Here is a 14,613-nt window from a genome sequence, read left to right on the forward strand (position 1 = left end):
CCCCCCCCCCCCCCCCCCCCCCCCCCCCCCCCCCGCCCCTCGGACAGATTCCGGGGCCGTGTCGTCTGCGGACCGGGCGTGTACCGACGCGGAAGCCGGTTCTTGGCCGATAACCCCCGGAATCGGACGCGATTAGCGTGGAGACTCCTTCAAGGAGACTGCCCCGATGCGCGCCCCCGTGCTGCTGCTCTCACTCACCCTGTTGTCCCCCGCCCTCGCCCACGGGCAGGCATTCGTCCATCCTGGCATCCTGCTCGACGCGCCCGCGCTGCAGGCAACGCGGACCGCGCTGCGGGCGGGAGATCCGCTCAAGACCTCTGCCATGGCCGCCATGCGCCAGAGCCCCTTGGCGTCGCTGGAGCATGTCGCTACCCCGTCCGCGCGGGTGGAATGTGGTTCCTTCGACAAACCCAGCATCGGCTGCAAGCCCGAACGCGACGACGCCAAGGCCGCGTATACGCATGCGCTGCTGTGGGCGTACCTGGGCGAGCAGGCGCATGCACGCAAGGCCGTGGAGATCATGGACGCCTGGGCCACCACGCTGACCGGCGGCCACGCCAACAGCAACGCGCCGCTGCAGGCGTCCTGGACTGCGCAGCTGTGGACACGTGCGGCCGAACTCATCCGGCACACCAGCACGGCGTGGCCGGAAGCGGATGCCCGACGCTTCGGCGACTGGCTGATCGCGCAGTATCTGCCGGACATCGACCGCATGGGGCCCTGCCCAGGCGGAAACTGGCATGCCAGCGGCATCGAGGCACGCATGAACATGGGCATCTACACCGATCGCCGCGATATCCATGACCGCGCCGTGGCCGATTGGCACACGCGCCTGCCGACCTACGTCTACCTGCCGGTGGACGGTTCCACGCCGTTGCCGCGTCCCGGCTGCGACACCCCCATCGAAACCCTGTGGTTCGGCCAGACCGTCATGGCGGCCGGACTGGCCGAAGAAACCTGCCGCGACCTGGAACATACAGCGTACGGCCTGGCGGCTTTTCTCAACGCGGCCGAAACCAACCGTCTGCAGGGTGGCAGCCTGTACCAGGCGCAGGGCGAGCGCCTGGTCGCTGCGATGGAGTTCCACACCGACATGCTGGCGCGCCCCGTTGTTCCTGCGTGGTTGTGCAAGGGCAAACTGGTTTCCGATGTGCGCGGCACGCTGGAGATCGGCTACTCGCATTTCGCGGGCCGCCTGGGACAGGCACTTCCACACACCGCTGCATGGCTGGCCGCGCATCGGCCCAGCCAAGGCGACTTCCACTTCCTGTGGGAAACCCTGACGCATGGTTCCGCGCTCATCGAATGAAGGCTGTTGACCTGTCGCGCACGCCGCAGGCGCATAATCCGCCGACTCCACCGGCGTGATCGACATGGCCCAGTACCTCTACCCCGTGCTGCTGCTCCTGGGCAGCAACATCTTCATGACCTTCGCCTGGTATGGGCACCTGAAATTCAAGAGCGCACCGTTGATGACGGTGATCCTGATCAGCTGGGGAATCGCGTTCTTCGAGTACTGCCTGCAGGTGCCGGGCAACCGGCTGGGCAGTGCGGTGTATTCGGCACCGCAGCTGAAGGGCATGCAGGAAGTCATCACCCTGGTGGTGTTCGCGGTGTTCTCCGCGTTCTACCTCGACCAGCCGCTGAAGTGGAACCACTACGCGGCATTCGCGTTGATCGTGGTGGCCGCCCTGCTGATGTTCAAGGAATGACCCTGCACGTCTCAGGCATGCAGGGCGAGCGGAGCTGATTCTGCGGCGCCTTCGGCGCTTTCCAGCCGCGCGATGCGCCGCGCGGTCGCGCAGCCCAGCGATGACAGCGGCGCGAGGCTCACGGCCAATCCGCTGCCTTGATCCACCGCATGCAGCTGCACCGCGCACATGCGCCAGCGCTGCCCGCCCAGGCTGCCGGCGAGTCGCCGCCACAGGCGCTCGCCGACACTGGCATCGTCGTCGGCGGCCGAACGTACCGCCAGCCCAGCCACAAGACGGTCCCAGGCGAGGAAATCGCTGTCGGGCAAAAGGTACAGCCGCCAGCAGCAGCGGCCGCGTGCATCGGTGAAGCACAAGCTCTCTCGCACGCCCTCACTGTCCAGGCCTTGGCAGGCGTGGGCGGCAACCGCATCCTGCCAACCGGCCAACTCATTGCTGTCGGCCCGGTACAGGCACAGCACGGTGCCGAGGGCGGCCAGCTGACGGGCGGCAGGCCGGCTGACGGACTGCGATGACGGTATGCCGCGCGGCATGGCCGCGCGTACTGCGGACAAGGCTCTGCTCATGGGATCACCGTGTTGTGCACCTGGCCGTGCGGGAAGGGATCCCCCGGGGCCGCCACCAGCGCAACGAAGGCGCTGGCTGGAAGACCGAGGGGGAGAGAGACAGCAGAGACGACCGCCCGTGTCGACCGCGTCGCGCCACGGCGCGGCGCTGCCTCCGGAGAGAGGCGGCCGACCCGTTTACTTGGTCAGGATCAACTTGTCGTTGCTGGTGTGGCGCAGCCGGTAAAAGCGGTCGCCATGCTGGATGAGGATCTCGCGACGCCCTTTCAGCAGGGCCTCGCTGTCGATCACTTCCTCGGCGGGCACGGCACGGACCGGGCGGTCACGGAGGGTCAGGGTTTCGGGACGAAGCAGCACTGCTTGAGCATTCATCGTCTGGACTCGGTGCGAGGGACGACTCAAATGATAACGATTCTCAGTTCGCAATCAACACCCATTCTCAAATTGATTGATGGGATTGATGATTGAAGCCGGATTTACAATAGGCCTGAACTATCACCGTGGCACCGAGGTAGGCTCGACGCATCCCCGAAAGCCCCGCCGAGCTTGGCTCGGCGCTCCCACCATCAGGCGAATACCGCTTCCACCTGATCCCAGGCAGCGTCTTCCAGCGTCCCCACCCGCCCAAGGGCCTGCAGGTTCTGCAGCAGCTGCTCCACCCGGCTGGCGCCCAGGATCACGCTGGACACATTCGGATTGCGCAGGCACCAGGCGATGGCCAGGGTGGCGGGGGCGACGCCCAGCTCGGCCGCCAGTGCGGTGTAGCGCCTTACCTGTTGCAGGCGCGTGGCGCCGTCGGCACCCAGCACGATGTCCTGCAGCCAGGCCATGTCATCCAGCCCCAAGCGCGAACCGGCCGGGAAGCCATCGTTGTACTTGCCGGTCAGCAGCCCCGATGCCAGCGGCGAGAAGGTGGTGGTGCCCAGCCCGGCCTCGGCGTACAGCGGCGCGTACTCGCGTTCCACCCGGTCGCGGTGCAGCAGGTTGTACTGCGGCTGCTCCATGGTCGGGCCCTGCAGGTTGTGGCGGCGGGCGATATCCAGCGCTTCCTGGATCTGCGTGGCCGACCATTCCGAGGTCCCCCAGTAAAGCACTTTGCCCTGCCGGACCAGGGTGTCCATCGCATGCACGGTCTCGGCGATCGGCGTGTCTGCGTCGGGGCGATGGCAGTAATACAGGTCCAGGTAATCCACCCGCAGCCGCTTCAGCGCCGCATGGCAGGCATCGGTCACGTGCTTGCGCGACAGCCCGCGCTGGGTCGGTGCCGGGTCCACCGCACTGCCGAAGAACACCTTGCTGGACACGCAGAAGCCATCGCGCGGCAGCCGCAGGTCGGCGATCACATCGCCCATCACCTGCTCGGCGCGACCGTTGGCATAGCCCTCGGCGTTGTCGAAGAAGTTGATGCCGTTGTCCCAGGCCGCCGCCACCAGGTTGCGCGCCTGGTCCCGGGCCACCTGGCTGCCAAAGGTGACCCAGGCGCCGAAGGACAGCGCGGAAAGCTTCAACCCGGAGGTTCCAAGGCGGCGGTAGAGCATGCACAACTCCTGCTGCAGGCCCGCAGATCGGGCCGGAAGGGGGTTCATTCTAACCGCGCCACGTCGCCTGCATCCCTTGTCAATACAGAGCGGATCGGCGCTGATCGCCCCTCGCTGCGCGCTTTTCCTTGCCCCGGCCCCTGCCCTGCTCTAGGCTTCCCGTTTTTCGCGGTGCCCTCAGGGGATTCAACATGGTCGAAGGTTTGGGCAGGATCGGCTTCGGCCTGTTTGGTCTGGCGGTGCTCATCGGCATTACCTGGCTGTTCTCCAACAACAAGCGCGCGGTGGACTGGAAGCTGGTTGCGACCGGCCTGCTGCTGCAGATCGCGTTTGCCGCCGTGGTGCTGCTGGTACCGGGTGGCCGCGACGTGTTCGATGCGCTGGGCCATGGCTTCGTGAAGGTGCTGAGCTTCGTCAACGAAGGCTCCGGCTTCATCTTCGGCTCGCTGATGAACGTGGAGAGCTACGGCTTCATCTTCGCCTTCCAGGTGCTGCCGACCATCATCTTCTTCTCCGCGCTGATGGGCGTGCTGTACCACCTCAACGTGATGCAGGCGATCGTGCGCGTGATGGCGCTGGCGATCACCAAAGTGATGCGCGTGTCCGGTGCGGAAACCACCAGCGTCTGCGCCAGTGTGTTCATCGGCCAGACCGAGGCCCCGCTGACGGTGCGCCCCTACATCTCGCGGATGACCGAATCCGAGCTGCTGACCATGATGATCGGCGGCATGGCCCACATCGCCGGTGGCGTGCTTGCGGCCTACGTCGGCATGCTCGGCGGCGGCGATCCGGAATCCCAGGCCTTCTATGCCAAGCACCTGCTGGCCGCCAGCATCATGGCCGCGCCCGCTACGCTGGTGGTGGCCAAGCTGCTGATCCCGGAAACCGGCACCCCGCTGACCCGCGGCACGGTGAAGATGGAAGTGGAGAAGACCTCAAGCAACATCATCGACGCCGCCGCCGGTGGCGCTGCCGATGGTCTGAGGCTGGCACTGAACATTGGTGCGATGCTGCTGGCCTTCATCGCGCTGATCGCGCTGCTGAATGCTCCGCTGACCTGGCTCGGTGAAGTGACCGGCCTGGCCACGGCGATCGGCCGCCCGACCAACCTGTCCACCATCTTCGGCTACCTGCTGGCCCCGATCGCCTGGGTGATCGGCACCCCGTGGGCCGATGCCAGCACGGTCGGCTCGCTGATCGGCCAGAAGGTGGTGATCAACGAGTTCGTCGCCTACAGCGAACTGTCGCGCATCATCAACGGCCAGGTCCCGGGCGTTACCTTGTCCGAAGAAGGCCGCCTGATCGCCACCTACGCGCTGTGCGGCTTCGCCAACTTCAGCTCCATCGCGATCCAGATCGGCGGCATCGGTGGCCTTGCCCCGGAACGACGCCAGGATCTGGCCCGGTTTGGCCTGCGCGCCGTGCTGGGCGGTACCATTGCCACTTTCATGACCGCCACGATCGCCGGCGTCCTGACCCACTTTGGTTGATACCCTCGGGTACCACCGCGCTTCACTGAGAACCGTTTTCCTATGAGCAGCAACGTCGTCGTCGTCGGTTCCTTCAATGTCGATCATGTGTGGCGGTGCGAAGCACTGCCCGCCCCCGGCGCGACCATCGCCGGGCGCTACAGCACCGGCCCGGGCGGCAAGGGCTTCAACCAGGCCGTGGCCGCACGCCGCGCCGGTGCGCAGACCACCTTCGTCTGCGCGCTGGGCGATGATGCCGGTGGTGCCATGGCCCGCGGCCTGGCAGCCCAGGATGGCTTCACCCTGAGCGCCGAGGCGAGCACCGAACCGACCGGCACCGGTGGCATCTATGTCGATGCACGCGGCCGCAACACCATCGTCATCGGGCCGGGCGCCAATGCCGCGCTGAGCATCGGCTTCGTGCAGCAGCAGCAGGCGCTGCTGGCGGGCGCCAAGGTGGTGCTGGTGCAGCTGGAATCGCCGGTGGAAACCATCGAAGCCGCCCTGGCGGTAGCGCGCGAAGCCGGCGTCACCACCGTGCTCAACGCGGCCCCGGCCGACGCGCCCTCGAGCATCGGTCTGCTGAAGCTGGCCGATGTCATCACCCCGAATGAAACCGAGTTCGCCGCGCTGCTCAGCCGCCATGTCGGCGAGCGGATCGATCCCAATGATGTCGCCGCGCTGGACGGCGCCAGCCTGCATGCGCTGTGCCGCAAGCTGGTCGGCAGCGGCACCGTGGTGGTGACCCTCGGTGCGGTGGGCGTGTTCGTGTCGCACGACGAAGACACCCTGCGCGGTGACAGCCAGCCGTACTACCGCGTGGGCGCCGAGCAGGTGCAGGCCATCGATACCACCGGTGCCGGTGATGCCTTCAACGGTGCGCTGGTGGCCTCCATCGCGCACTCGCCGGATGCCCCGTTCACGCGCCACGTGCGCTTCGCCAACCAGTTCGCCGGCCGTTCCACCGAAAAGGAAGGCGCCGCCGCAGCGATGCCCCATTTCACCCCGGACGACCAGCCGGCGTAACGCACCGGTAGTGACGACCGCTGGTCGTCACGCTGTTGCTCTTGCCGCTGCGCTCGCCGAGCATGGCTCGGCACTACCACCCGGTCGTGCCGGGTGCATGCCAGCCGCCCACCATGGCCTGCGCCTGGGGGCGGCGGAAGCAACCGTCAAGCATCTGCTGATGCCGGTGTGGCATGAGCCCCATCCGGATCGGCCTGAACCGGGGGCTGCCGGCAGCGGCCCGGCCTGCCCTGCCGCACTACAATGGCCGCATGCAGATCGGCCCTTATTCCATTGTTCCCAACGTCGTGCTGGCGCCCATGGCCGGCGTCACCGACAAGCCGTTCCGGCTGCTGTGCAAGCGTCTGGGCGCAGGGCTGGCAGCCTCGGAGATGACCATCTCCGATCCGCGCTTCTGGACCACCCGCAAGTCCCTGCACCGGATGGACCACGACGGCGAGCCCGACCCGATCAGCGTGCAGATCGCCGGCACCGAACCGCAGCAGCTGGCCGAGGCGGCACGCTACAACGTCGACCACGGCGCGCAGATCATCGACATCAACATGGGCTGTCCGGCCAAGAAGGTCTGCAACGCCTGGGCCGGCTCGGCGCTGATGCGCGATGAGGACCTGGTCGCCCGCATCCTGACCGCGGTGGTCAACGCCGTCGACGTGCCGGTGACGCTGAAGATCCGCACCGGTTGGGACTGCGACCACCGCAACGGCCCGCGCATCGCCCACATCGCCGAAGACAGCGGCATCGCCGCGTTGGCCGTGCACGGCCGCACCCGCGACCAGCACTACACCGGCCATGCCGAGTACCAGACCATCGCCGCGATCAAGGCGGCGCTGAGGATCCCGGTGATCGCCAATGGCGACATCGATTCGCCGCGCAAGGCCGCCCACGTGCTCGCCGTCACCGGCGTGGATGCGGTGATGATCGGCCGCGCTGCGCAGGGGCGGCCGTGGATCTTCCGCGAAGTGGCGCACTACCTGGCCACCGGCCAGGAGCTGCCGCCGCCGTCGTTGTCCGAAGTGCGCGACATCCTGCTCGGCCACCTGCAGGCCCTGCATGCCTTCTACGGTGAACCGCAAGGCGTGCGCATCGCGCGCAAGCACCTGGGCTGGTACGCCAAGGATCGCCCGGAAAACGCGGCGTTCCGCGCCGTGGTCAACCGGGCCGAGGACCCGGCCAGCCAGATCGCGCTGACCACGGACTACTTCGATCGGTTGATCGCGGACACGCGAGAAACAGCTTCCGTTGATTGAGCCCTTCGCCGGGCGCTGGCCCGGCGCTACCCGGATACGCCCCCATGACGCCGCCGATTTCTTCGCCCACCTATCTCCATGGCTTCTCCAGCACCGAACAGGAGCGCCTGATGACCCAGGCCCGCCTGCTGGAGCCGACCATCTTCGGCCACATCGATTACACCGGCGTGCGCCGTCTGCTGGAAGTGGGCAGTGGCGTCGGCGCACAGACCGAAATCCTGCTGCGCCGTTTCCCGGAACTGCACGTCACCGGCGTGGACCTGAGCGAAGCCCAGCTGGCCACCGCACGCGCCAACCTGGAGAAAACGCCATGGTGCAGCGACCGCTACGTGCTGCAGCACGCCGATGCCGGTGAGCTGCCGTTCGGCGCGCGCGCCTTCGATGGCGCCTTCCTGTGCTGGGTGCTGGAACACGTGCCCTCGCCGGCCCGCGTGCTGAGCGAAGTGCGCCGCGTGTTGTCACCCGGCTCGCCGGTATACATCACCGAAGTGATGAACGCCTCGTTCCTGCTGGACCCGTATTCGCCGCACATCTGGCGTTACTGGATGGCCTTCAACGACTTCCAGCATGACAACGGCGGCGATCCGTTCGTCGGTGCCAAGCTGGGCAACCTGCTGCTCGCCGGTGGCTTCCGCGACGTGCAGACCGACATCAAGACCATCCACCTGGACAACCGCGAGCCGGCACGTCGGAAGACGATGATCGCCTTCTGGGAACAGGTGCTGCTGTCGGCCGCCGAGCAGCTGCTGCAGGCCGGTACGGTGGACGAAGAGACGGTGGACGGCATGCGCCGCGAGTTCCGCCAGGTGCAGAACGATCCGAACGCGGTGTTCTTCTTCTCCTTCGTGCAGGCCCGCGCGACGGTGTATTGACCGTCGCCCCGCTACGCACGCGGTCTGCCCTGGTAGCGCCGAAGGCGGCGGCAGGAGCCGCTGCCAACGTCGCTTGCGACGGCCCGCAGGGTGCCGGTCAGGACGATCGGCATAGCCGTGCTCGGCGAGCGCGCAGCGCGGCCTGCGTCAGGCACCATCACGCCGGACAGATCCCGCCGAGCATGGCTCGGCGCTACCGTACGGGCTCGTGCCAGATCCGGTCCCACATCAGCCCCAATCGACGGCTGATGTCGGCGCGCGCTTCGGGGCTGCTGTAATCGCCACGCAACTGCTCCGGCACGATGCCCTGCCACCGCCCTTCGTGCTCGGCCGCCACCGCGAAATTGAAGGTGTAATCCGGTTCCAGCCCCATCCGCAGGTCGCTCAGCACCAGCCGTCCATCCACCACCTGCGCGCGCATGAAGCCACGATTGAACCATTCCAGCCGCTGCACGGCCGGAATGTCCGCAGCCTGGCGCAGCGCCTGCACGTTGGAGGCGAATCCTTCGAACTGCATCTCTCCCTTGTCGGCCACCAGCGAGCGATCAGCCACCACGTAGCCGCTGGGGGTCATCGCCACCACCCGCCACAGCAGGGTGTTGAACGGCATGGGCACCGAGAACCGTGGCGCATCGCCCAGGCCCATCGCGGCCAGGCTGCGCTGCGCGGCGCGGTCCACCTGCGCCTTGGCCAGCAGGCTCCATCCCAGGTAACCACTGCTGACCACCAGGGCGACCGCCAGCGCCTTGCCGGCCCAGGGCCGGCTGCGCCCGAACCAAGCCAGCACGCAGCCCAGCAGCAACCACACGGTGTACAACGGATCGATGATGAAGATGTTCGAGCCCATCACCGGCGATGGCCGAAGCGGCCACCACAGCTGGGTGCCGTACACGGTCATTGCGTCCAGCAGCGGGTGGGTCACCAGCGCCAGTTGCATGGCCCAGAACCAGCGCAGCGGAGACTGCGCCACCCGGCCGTTGCCGAATCGCTTGAACAGCCACCAGACCAGCGCGGCGACCCACGGCAGCACCAGCAGCGAATGGCTGAAACTGCGATGTTCGGTCATCACCGCCACCGGGTCGGCGGCCCTGAAGCCGAGCCACAGCGCGTCCAGGTCGGGCAGCGTGCCGAGCGCGGCACCGGCCAGCAGGGCGGCACGGCGATGGCCGGACGGGGCAATAGCGGCGGCTACGGCGCCACCGAGTACGATCTGGGTAAGGGAGTCCATCGACCGATGCTAGCAGCCGCGCGTTGCGGATGGTCTGTTGCCGCTGCGCTGGCCGCGCGTGGCGCGGCGCTACCACGGTCCGGTCATGGTTCCCGGCTACCCTCACACCCGGGCACGCGACCTTAACCACCGGCAACCTGTCGCAGTCCACAATGCACGTGCGACGCGCGCCGTGTATCATTCGCGCCCATCTTTCCATCCGAATTAAAGGATATAACGCCTGATGTCCAGCTACCTGTTCACTTCCGAATCGGTCTCCGAAGGCCATCCGGACAAGATCGCCGACCAGATTTCCGATGCGGTCCTGGACGCGATCCTGGCCAAGGACCAGCGCGCCCGCGTGGCCTGCGAGACCATGGTCAAGACCGGCGTGGCCATCGTGGCCGGCGAGATCACCACCAGCGCGTGGATCGATCTGGAAGCCCTGACCCGCCAGGTGATCCTGGATATCGGCTACAACAGCTCCGACGTCGGCTTCGACGGCGCCACCTGCGGCGTGCTGAACCTGATCGGCAAGCAGTCCCCGCACATCGCGCAGGGCGTTGACCGTAAGAAGCCCGAAGAAATGGGCGCTGGCGACCAGGGCCTGATGTTCGGCTACGCCACCAACGAGACCGACAGCTACATGCCGGCGGCGATCCACCTGTCGCACCGCCTGGTCGAGCAGCAGGCCAAGATCCGCAAGAAGAAGAACTCGCCGCTGTCCTGGCTGCGCCCGGACGCCAAGAGCCAGGTCACCCTGCGCTATGAAGACGGCCAGGTATCGGCCATCGACGCCATCGTGCTGTCCACCCAGCATGCCCCGGGCATCAAGCAGAAGGACCTGATCGAAGCGGTCCGCGAAGAGATCATCAAGCCGGTGCTGCCGGCCAAGTGGCTGCACAAGGGCACCAAGTTCCACATCAACCCGACCGGCAAGTTCGAGATCGGTGGCCCGGTGGGCGACTGCGGCCTGACCGGCCGCAAGATCATCGTCGACACCTACGGCGGCTGGGCCCGTCACGGTGGCGGTGCGTTCTCCGGCAAGGATCCGTCCAAGGTCGACCGTTCGGCGGCCTATGCGGCCCGCTACGTCGCCAAGAACGTCGTGGCAGCCGGCCTGGCTGATCGTTGCGAAGTGCAGGTCTCCTACGCCATCGGCGTGGCCGAACCGACCTCGATCTCGGTCACCACCTTCGGCACCGGCAGGATTCCGGACGAGCAGATCGAAAAGCTGATCCGCAAGCACTTCGACCTGCGCCCGTACGGCATCATCAAGATGCTCGACCTGATCCATCCGATGTATCAGCAGACCGCGGCCTACGGCCACTTCGGCCGCAAGCCGAAGGATTTCAGCTACCTCGATGGCAACGGCGACACCGTCAATGCCACGGCCTTCTCTTGGGAGAAGACCGACCGCGCCGCCGCCCTGCGCGCGGATGCGAAGCTGAAGTAAGCGGAACGCAACACGTACCATCCGAAGGGCCGCGCAAGCGGCCCTTCTTTTTGGGTAGCGCCGAGCCATGCTCGGCGGAACGCATCACGATTCACGACTGCCGGCAGCAAGCCGCCGAGCATGACACGGCGATACCCGGCAGGGGGCCCCATGCGAAGATGGCCACATGTCGACCGAACTGAAATCCCACCAGCTCACCATGACCGTGTTGATGACACCGGACATGGCCAATTTCTCCGGCAAGGTCCACGGCGGCGCCGTGCTGCGCCTGCTCGACCAGGTGGCCTACGCCTGTGCCAGCCGCTATGCCGGGCGCTACGTGGTCACCCTGTCGGTGGACCAGGTGATGTTCCGCCAGCCGATCGCGGTCGGCGAACTGGTCACCTTCCTTGCCTCGGTGAACTACACCGGTACCTCTTCGATGGAGATCGGCGTCAAGGTGGTAGCCGAGGACATCCTGGAGCGCAGCGTGCGCCACGCCAACAGCTGCTTCTTCACCATGGTGGCGGTGGACGATGAAGGCCGGCCGACGCCCGTGCCGGCGTTGCAGCCCACCTCTTCCGACGAGCAGCGCCGGCACGCCGCCGCCCTGCTGCGGCGCCAGCTGCGGCAGGAAATGGAACAGCGCCATCGGGAACTGCTGGCCTCCAACCCGCCCGCGCCGGAGGCCTGACGGTAGCGCCGAGCCATGCTCGGCGAGCGCGCAGCGCGGCCTGTGTCAGACCTGGCCGTGCCGGAAAGATTCCGCCGAGCATGGCTCGGCGCTACCGTACGTCAGCCGGTGTTCTGTACGCCCTGCGACACGCCGTTGACGCACGCCACCAACGCGCGCAGCAGGTCCTCGTCCTCTCCTCCGCTTGCCCGCCAGCGCTGCAGCAGGTCCACCTGCAGCACGCTGATCGGGTCCACGTAGGGGTTGCGCAGGCGGATCGACAGCGCCAGCCGCTGGTCGTGTTCCAGCAACGACTGCTGGCCGGTCAGTTCCAGCACCCAGCGCTCGGTCAGCGCCCATTCGTCCTGCACCTTGGGGAAGAAGCTGCCGTGCAGCTCACCGGACAGCCGCGAGAACTGTTCGGCGATGGTGATGTCCCCCTTCGACAACACCATCGCGATGTCATCCAGGAACGTCCGGAAGAACGGCCAGTCGCGCGCCATCTGCCGCAGGGTGTCCTCATGTCCGGCATCTACCGCAGCCTGCAGGCCGCTGCCCACGCCGTACCAGCCCGGGATCACCGCACGTGCCTGGCTCCAGGCGAACACCCAGGGAATCGCGCGCAGGTTGGTCAGCGCCGCATCCTGGCCCAGCCGGCGCGAGGGGCGTGAGCCCAGCGTCATCCGCTCGATCACATCGATCGGCGTGGCAGTGCGGAAGTAGTCCATGAAGCGCGGCTGGCCGACGAACGCACGGTAGGCGGTGCTGCTCGCTTCGGCCACCACGTCCATCACCGGCCGCCATGCTTCCTCGCGCGGCTCAGGCGCGCGCGGACGCAGGCTGGAACGCAGCACCGCACCGGTCGCCTGCTCCAGCGAGCGCACCGCCAGCGCGCGGATTCCGTACTTGCGGTGGATCACTTCGCCCTGCTCGGTGACCCGCAGGCGACCGTCGATGCTGCCACGCGGCGATGCATCCACGGCGTGGGTGGTCTTGCCACCGCCACGGCTGATCGACCCACCACGGCCATGGAAGAAGGTCAGGGCGATACCGCTTTCAGCGGCCACCTCCAGCAGCTCCACCTGGGCCCGCTGCAGTCCCCAGCGCGAGGCGGCGATGCCCCCGTCCTTGCTGCTGTCCGAGTACCCCAGCATCACCATCTGCACGTCGTTGCGCGCGTGCAGGTGCGCGCGGTAAACCGGGTCGGCCAGCAGGTCGCGCAGGGTTGCGGTGCCGTGCTTCAGGTCGTCGACGGTTTCAAACAACGGCGCGATATCCAGCGGCACGCCGCCGTCTTCATCCACCAGGCCGCCACGCCGCGCCAATGCCAGCACCGCCAGCACGTCGCCGCGGTCATGTGCCATCGAAATGATGTAGCTGCCCAGCGCATCGGCGCCGTGCCGGCGGCGCGCATCGGCCAGCGCGGCGAACACCGCATCCAGCCGCTGGTTGCCTTCCTCGTCCGCCTGCGGCAGTGCCTGTTCGCCACTGGCGTAGGGTCCCAGCAAGGCCGCGCGTGCCTTCGCATCGCGGGCCTCCCAGGCGGCCTCGCCATCCAGCGCGGTGGCCAGCGCGCGCGCATGCACGCTGGATTCCTGGCGCACGTCCAGCCGCGCCAGGTGGAAGCCGAAGGTCTTCACCCGCCACAGCAGGCGCTGCACCGCAAAGCCACCGGCGTGTTCGCCGCGGTTGGCGCGCAGGCTGTCGAAGATCAGCTGCAGGTCGTCGATCAGTTCATCCGGCCCGGCATACGCACCCGGCCCATCGTCCAGCGTAGCCTGCAGCCGCGCGCGCATGCGGTCGTTCAACAGCCGGTACGGCATGTCGCCGTGGCGCGGGCGCGACTGCACGTCCGGCAGTCGCTGCTGATAGTCCGCCAGCCGCGCCTGCAGCGCATCGCTGACGCCCACCCGTTCGGTCGATTGGCTGAGCAGGCTGGCCAGCTGCAGCAGTTCCTTCTGGTACTGCGCCAGCACCGCGCGGCGCTGTGCATCCAGCGTGCTGCGGATGGTGCCGGCGTCCACATTCGGGTTGCCGTCCATGTCCCCGCCCACCCACGTACCGAAGCGCAGCAGCCGCGGCAGCGGGAGGCCTTCGCCGAAGGTATCCACCAGCGCCTGCTGCAGCGATTCGTACAGCACCGGGATCACCCGGTACAGCACCTGCACCAGGTAGAAGCCGACGTGCTCACGCTCATCATCCACGGTGGGACGCACCGGCGAGGAATCAGTGGTCTGCCAGGAGGCGGTGAGCGCCATGCGGAAACGCGCATCGTCGGCGGCCGCTTCGCCGGGCGTGCGCTGGCCATCCAGGTTGTCCACCAGGCTGGCCACCATCAGTTGTTCTTTTTCCAGCAGCGCGCGGCGTACCGCCTCGGTGGGATGGGCGGTGAACACCGGCTCGAGGTCGATGCGCGGCAACCAGTCCTGCAGTTCCTGCAGGGTCACGCCCTGGGCCTTGAGCTGCTGCAGGGCATCCTGCAGGCCATCCGGCTGCGGGGTGCGCGTGCCGGCGCGCTGGTAGTCGCGGCGGCGGCGGATGCGGTGCACGCGCTCGGCGATGTTGACCACCTGGAAGTAAGTGCTGAACGCGCGGACCATCGCTTCGGCCTGCTGCGGCGAGCGGCCGGCCAGTCCATCGGCCAGGTCGGACAGGGGCGATTGGTTCTCACGCCGTGCGATGGCGCGGGTGCGCACGCTTTCCACGTCGTCGAAGAAGGCCTCCGATACCTGCTCGACCAGCAGGTCGCCGACCAGTGCGCCGAGGCGGCGCACGTCGTCACGCAGGGGAATATCGGGGTTGGCGAACATGATGCTGCTGCGGAACTCGTTCATCGGCGACGCACGAACCTCAAGCAAGGATCCCTCG

13 protein-coding genes are annotated in these 14,613 nt (G+C 67.3%); 8 read left to right on the forward strand and 5 right to left on the reverse strand.

Annotation, left to right across the window (positions count from 1 at the left end; genetic code table 11):
* Positions 1 to 166: 166 nt before the first annotated feature.
* Positions 167 to 1,309: an alginate lyase family protein gene (locus H9654_RS15130; protein WP_191771613.1), complete on the forward strand. Its 1,143-nt coding sequence runs from the start codon at positions 167 to 169 to the stop codon at positions 1,307 to 1,309.
* 64 nt (positions 1,310 to 1,373) lie between these two features.
* Positions 1,374 to 1,712, forward strand: a complete 339-nt coding sequence (locus H9654_RS15135) for a DMT family protein (protein ID WP_057507846.1) — start codon at positions 1,374 to 1,376, stop codon at positions 1,710 to 1,712.
* An 11-nt stretch (positions 1,713 to 1,723) separates the two neighbouring features.
* On the opposite strand, the gene H9654_RS15140 is transcribed toward H9654_RS15135, so the two are convergent.
* The 3 genes from H9654_RS15140 to H9654_RS15150 all read right to left on the reverse strand — a co-directional run bounded on the left by H9654_RS15140 (position 1,724) and on the right by H9654_RS15150 (position 3,816).
* The gene (locus H9654_RS15140; RefSeq protein WP_191771615.1) at positions 1,724 to 2,278 is read right to left on the reverse strand and encodes a Hemin transport protein; all 555 of its coding nucleotides are present in this window, start codon (positions 2,276 to 2,278) and stop codon (positions 1,724 to 1,726) included.
* A gap of 177 nt (positions 2,279 to 2,455) precedes the next feature.
* Positions 2,456 to 2,650, reverse strand: coding sequence for a hemin uptake protein HemP (hemP, locus tag H9654_RS15145; RefSeq protein ID WP_057507839.1), 195 nt, complete (start codon positions 2,648 to 2,650; stop codon positions 2,456 to 2,458).
* 194 nt (positions 2,651 to 2,844) lie between these two features.
* Positions 2,845 to 3,816, reverse strand: coding sequence for a potassium channel beta subunit family protein (locus H9654_RS15150; RefSeq protein ID WP_191771617.1), 972 nt, complete (start codon positions 3,814 to 3,816; stop codon positions 2,845 to 2,847).
* A 191-nt stretch (positions 3,817 to 4,007) separates the two neighbouring features.
* Between H9654_RS15150 and H9654_RS15155 the strand changes: the two genes are divergently transcribed.
* The 4 genes from H9654_RS15155 to H9654_RS15170 all read left to right on the forward strand — a co-directional run bounded on the left by H9654_RS15155 (position 4,008) and on the right by H9654_RS15170 (position 8,430).
* Positions 4,008 to 5,306, forward strand: coding sequence for a NupC/NupG family nucleoside CNT transporter (locus H9654_RS15155; protein WP_101098598.1), 1,299 nt, complete (start codon positions 4,008 to 4,010; stop codon positions 5,304 to 5,306).
* 42 nt (positions 5,307 to 5,348) lie between these two features.
* On the forward strand, positions 5,349 to 6,311 hold the full coding sequence (locus H9654_RS15160; protein WP_191771619.1) for a ribokinase: 963 nt from the start codon (positions 5,349 to 5,351) through the stop codon (positions 6,309 to 6,311).
* 251 nt (positions 6,312 to 6,562) lie between these two features.
* Positions 6,563 to 7,558, forward strand: a complete 996-nt coding sequence (gene dusB / locus H9654_RS15165) for a tRNA dihydrouridine synthase DusB (protein ID WP_191771688.1) — start codon at positions 6,563 to 6,565, stop codon at positions 7,556 to 7,558.
* Between the two features lie 44 nt (positions 7,559 to 7,602).
* Positions 7,603 to 8,430: a methyltransferase domain-containing protein gene (locus tag H9654_RS15170; RefSeq protein WP_101098596.1), complete on the forward strand. Its 828-nt coding sequence runs from the start codon at positions 7,603 to 7,605 to the stop codon at positions 8,428 to 8,430.
* A gap of 193 nt (positions 8,431 to 8,623) precedes the next feature.
* Here H9654_RS15170 and H9654_RS15175 read toward each other — a convergent pair whose 3' ends face one another.
* Entirely contained in the window at positions 8,624 to 9,658 is a 1,035-nt protein-coding gene (locus H9654_RS15175) for a metal-dependent hydrolase (protein ID WP_191771620.1), read from the reverse strand.
* A 223-nt stretch (positions 9,659 to 9,881) separates the two neighbouring features.
* Between H9654_RS15175 and metK the strand changes: the two genes are divergently transcribed.
* Together metK and H9654_RS15185 are read left to right on the forward strand one after the other, a co-directional pair.
* On the forward strand, positions 9,882 to 11,093 hold the full coding sequence (gene metK / locus H9654_RS15180; RefSeq protein WP_042615327.1) for a methionine adenosyltransferase: 1,212 nt from the start codon (positions 9,882 to 9,884) through the stop codon (positions 11,091 to 11,093).
* Positions 11,094 to 11,259: 166 nt separating this feature from the next.
* Positions 11,260 to 11,766, forward strand: coding sequence for an acyl-CoA thioesterase (locus H9654_RS15185; RefSeq protein WP_191771622.1), 507 nt, complete (start codon positions 11,260 to 11,262; stop codon positions 11,764 to 11,766).
* Positions 11,767 to 11,867: 101 nt separating this feature from the next.
* Here the strand turns inward: H9654_RS15185 and ppc are convergent, their stop codons facing one another.
* Positions 11,868 to 14,579: a phosphoenolpyruvate carboxylase gene (ppc, locus tag H9654_RS15190; RefSeq protein ID WP_191771624.1), complete on the reverse strand. Its 2,712-nt coding sequence runs from the start codon at positions 14,577 to 14,579 to the stop codon at positions 11,868 to 11,870.
* Between the last annotated feature and the right edge of the window lie 34 nt (positions 14,580 to 14,613).

Origin of the sequence: Stenotrophomonas lacuserhaii (assembly GCF_014836545.1) — a bacterium.
Classification (GTDB): domain Bacteria; phylum Pseudomonadota; class Gammaproteobacteria; order Xanthomonadales; family Xanthomonadaceae; genus Stenotrophomonas; species Stenotrophomonas lacuserhaii.

Coding starts and splice junctions, on each gene's coding strand:
- H9654_RS15130 (WP_191771613.1), top strand. CDS start 167: ATGCGCGCCCCCGTGCTGCTGCTCTCACTCACCCTGTTGTCCCCCGCC.
- H9654_RS15135 (WP_057507846.1), top strand. CDS start 1,374: ATGGCCCAGTACCTCTACCCCGTGCTGCTGCTCCTGGGCAGCAACATC.
- H9654_RS15140 (WP_191771615.1), bottom strand. CDS start 2,278: ATGAGCAGAGCCTTGTCCGCAGTACGCGCGGCCATGCCGCGCGGCATA.
- hemP (WP_057507839.1), bottom strand. CDS start 2,650: ATGAATGCTCAAGCAGTGCTGCTTCGTCCCGAAACCCTGACCCTCCGT.
- H9654_RS15150 (WP_191771617.1), bottom strand. CDS start 3,816: ATGCTCTACCGCCGCCTTGGAACCTCCGGGTTGAAGCTTTCCGCGCTG.
- H9654_RS15155 (WP_101098598.1), top strand. CDS start 4,008: ATGGTCGAAGGTTTGGGCAGGATCGGCTTCGGCCTGTTTGGTCTGGCG.
- H9654_RS15160 (WP_191771619.1), top strand. CDS start 5,349: ATGAGCAGCAACGTCGTCGTCGTCGGTTCCTTCAATGTCGATCATGTG.
- dusB (WP_191771688.1), top strand. CDS start 6,563: ATGCAGATCGGCCCTTATTCCATTGTTCCCAACGTCGTGCTGGCGCCC.
- H9654_RS15170 (WP_101098596.1), top strand. CDS start 7,603: ATGACGCCGCCGATTTCTTCGCCCACCTATCTCCATGGCTTCTCCAGC.
- H9654_RS15175 (WP_191771620.1), bottom strand. CDS start 9,658: ATGGACTCCCTTACCCAGATCGTACTCGGTGGCGCCGTAGCCGCCGCT.
- metK (WP_042615327.1), top strand. CDS start 9,882: ATGTCCAGCTACCTGTTCACTTCCGAATCGGTCTCCGAAGGCCATCCG.
- H9654_RS15185 (WP_191771622.1), top strand. CDS start 11,260: ATGTCGACCGAACTGAAATCCCACCAGCTCACCATGACCGTGTTGATG.
- ppc (WP_191771624.1), bottom strand. CDS start 14,579: ATGAACGAGTTCCGCAGCAGCATCATGTTCGCCAACCCCGATATTCCC.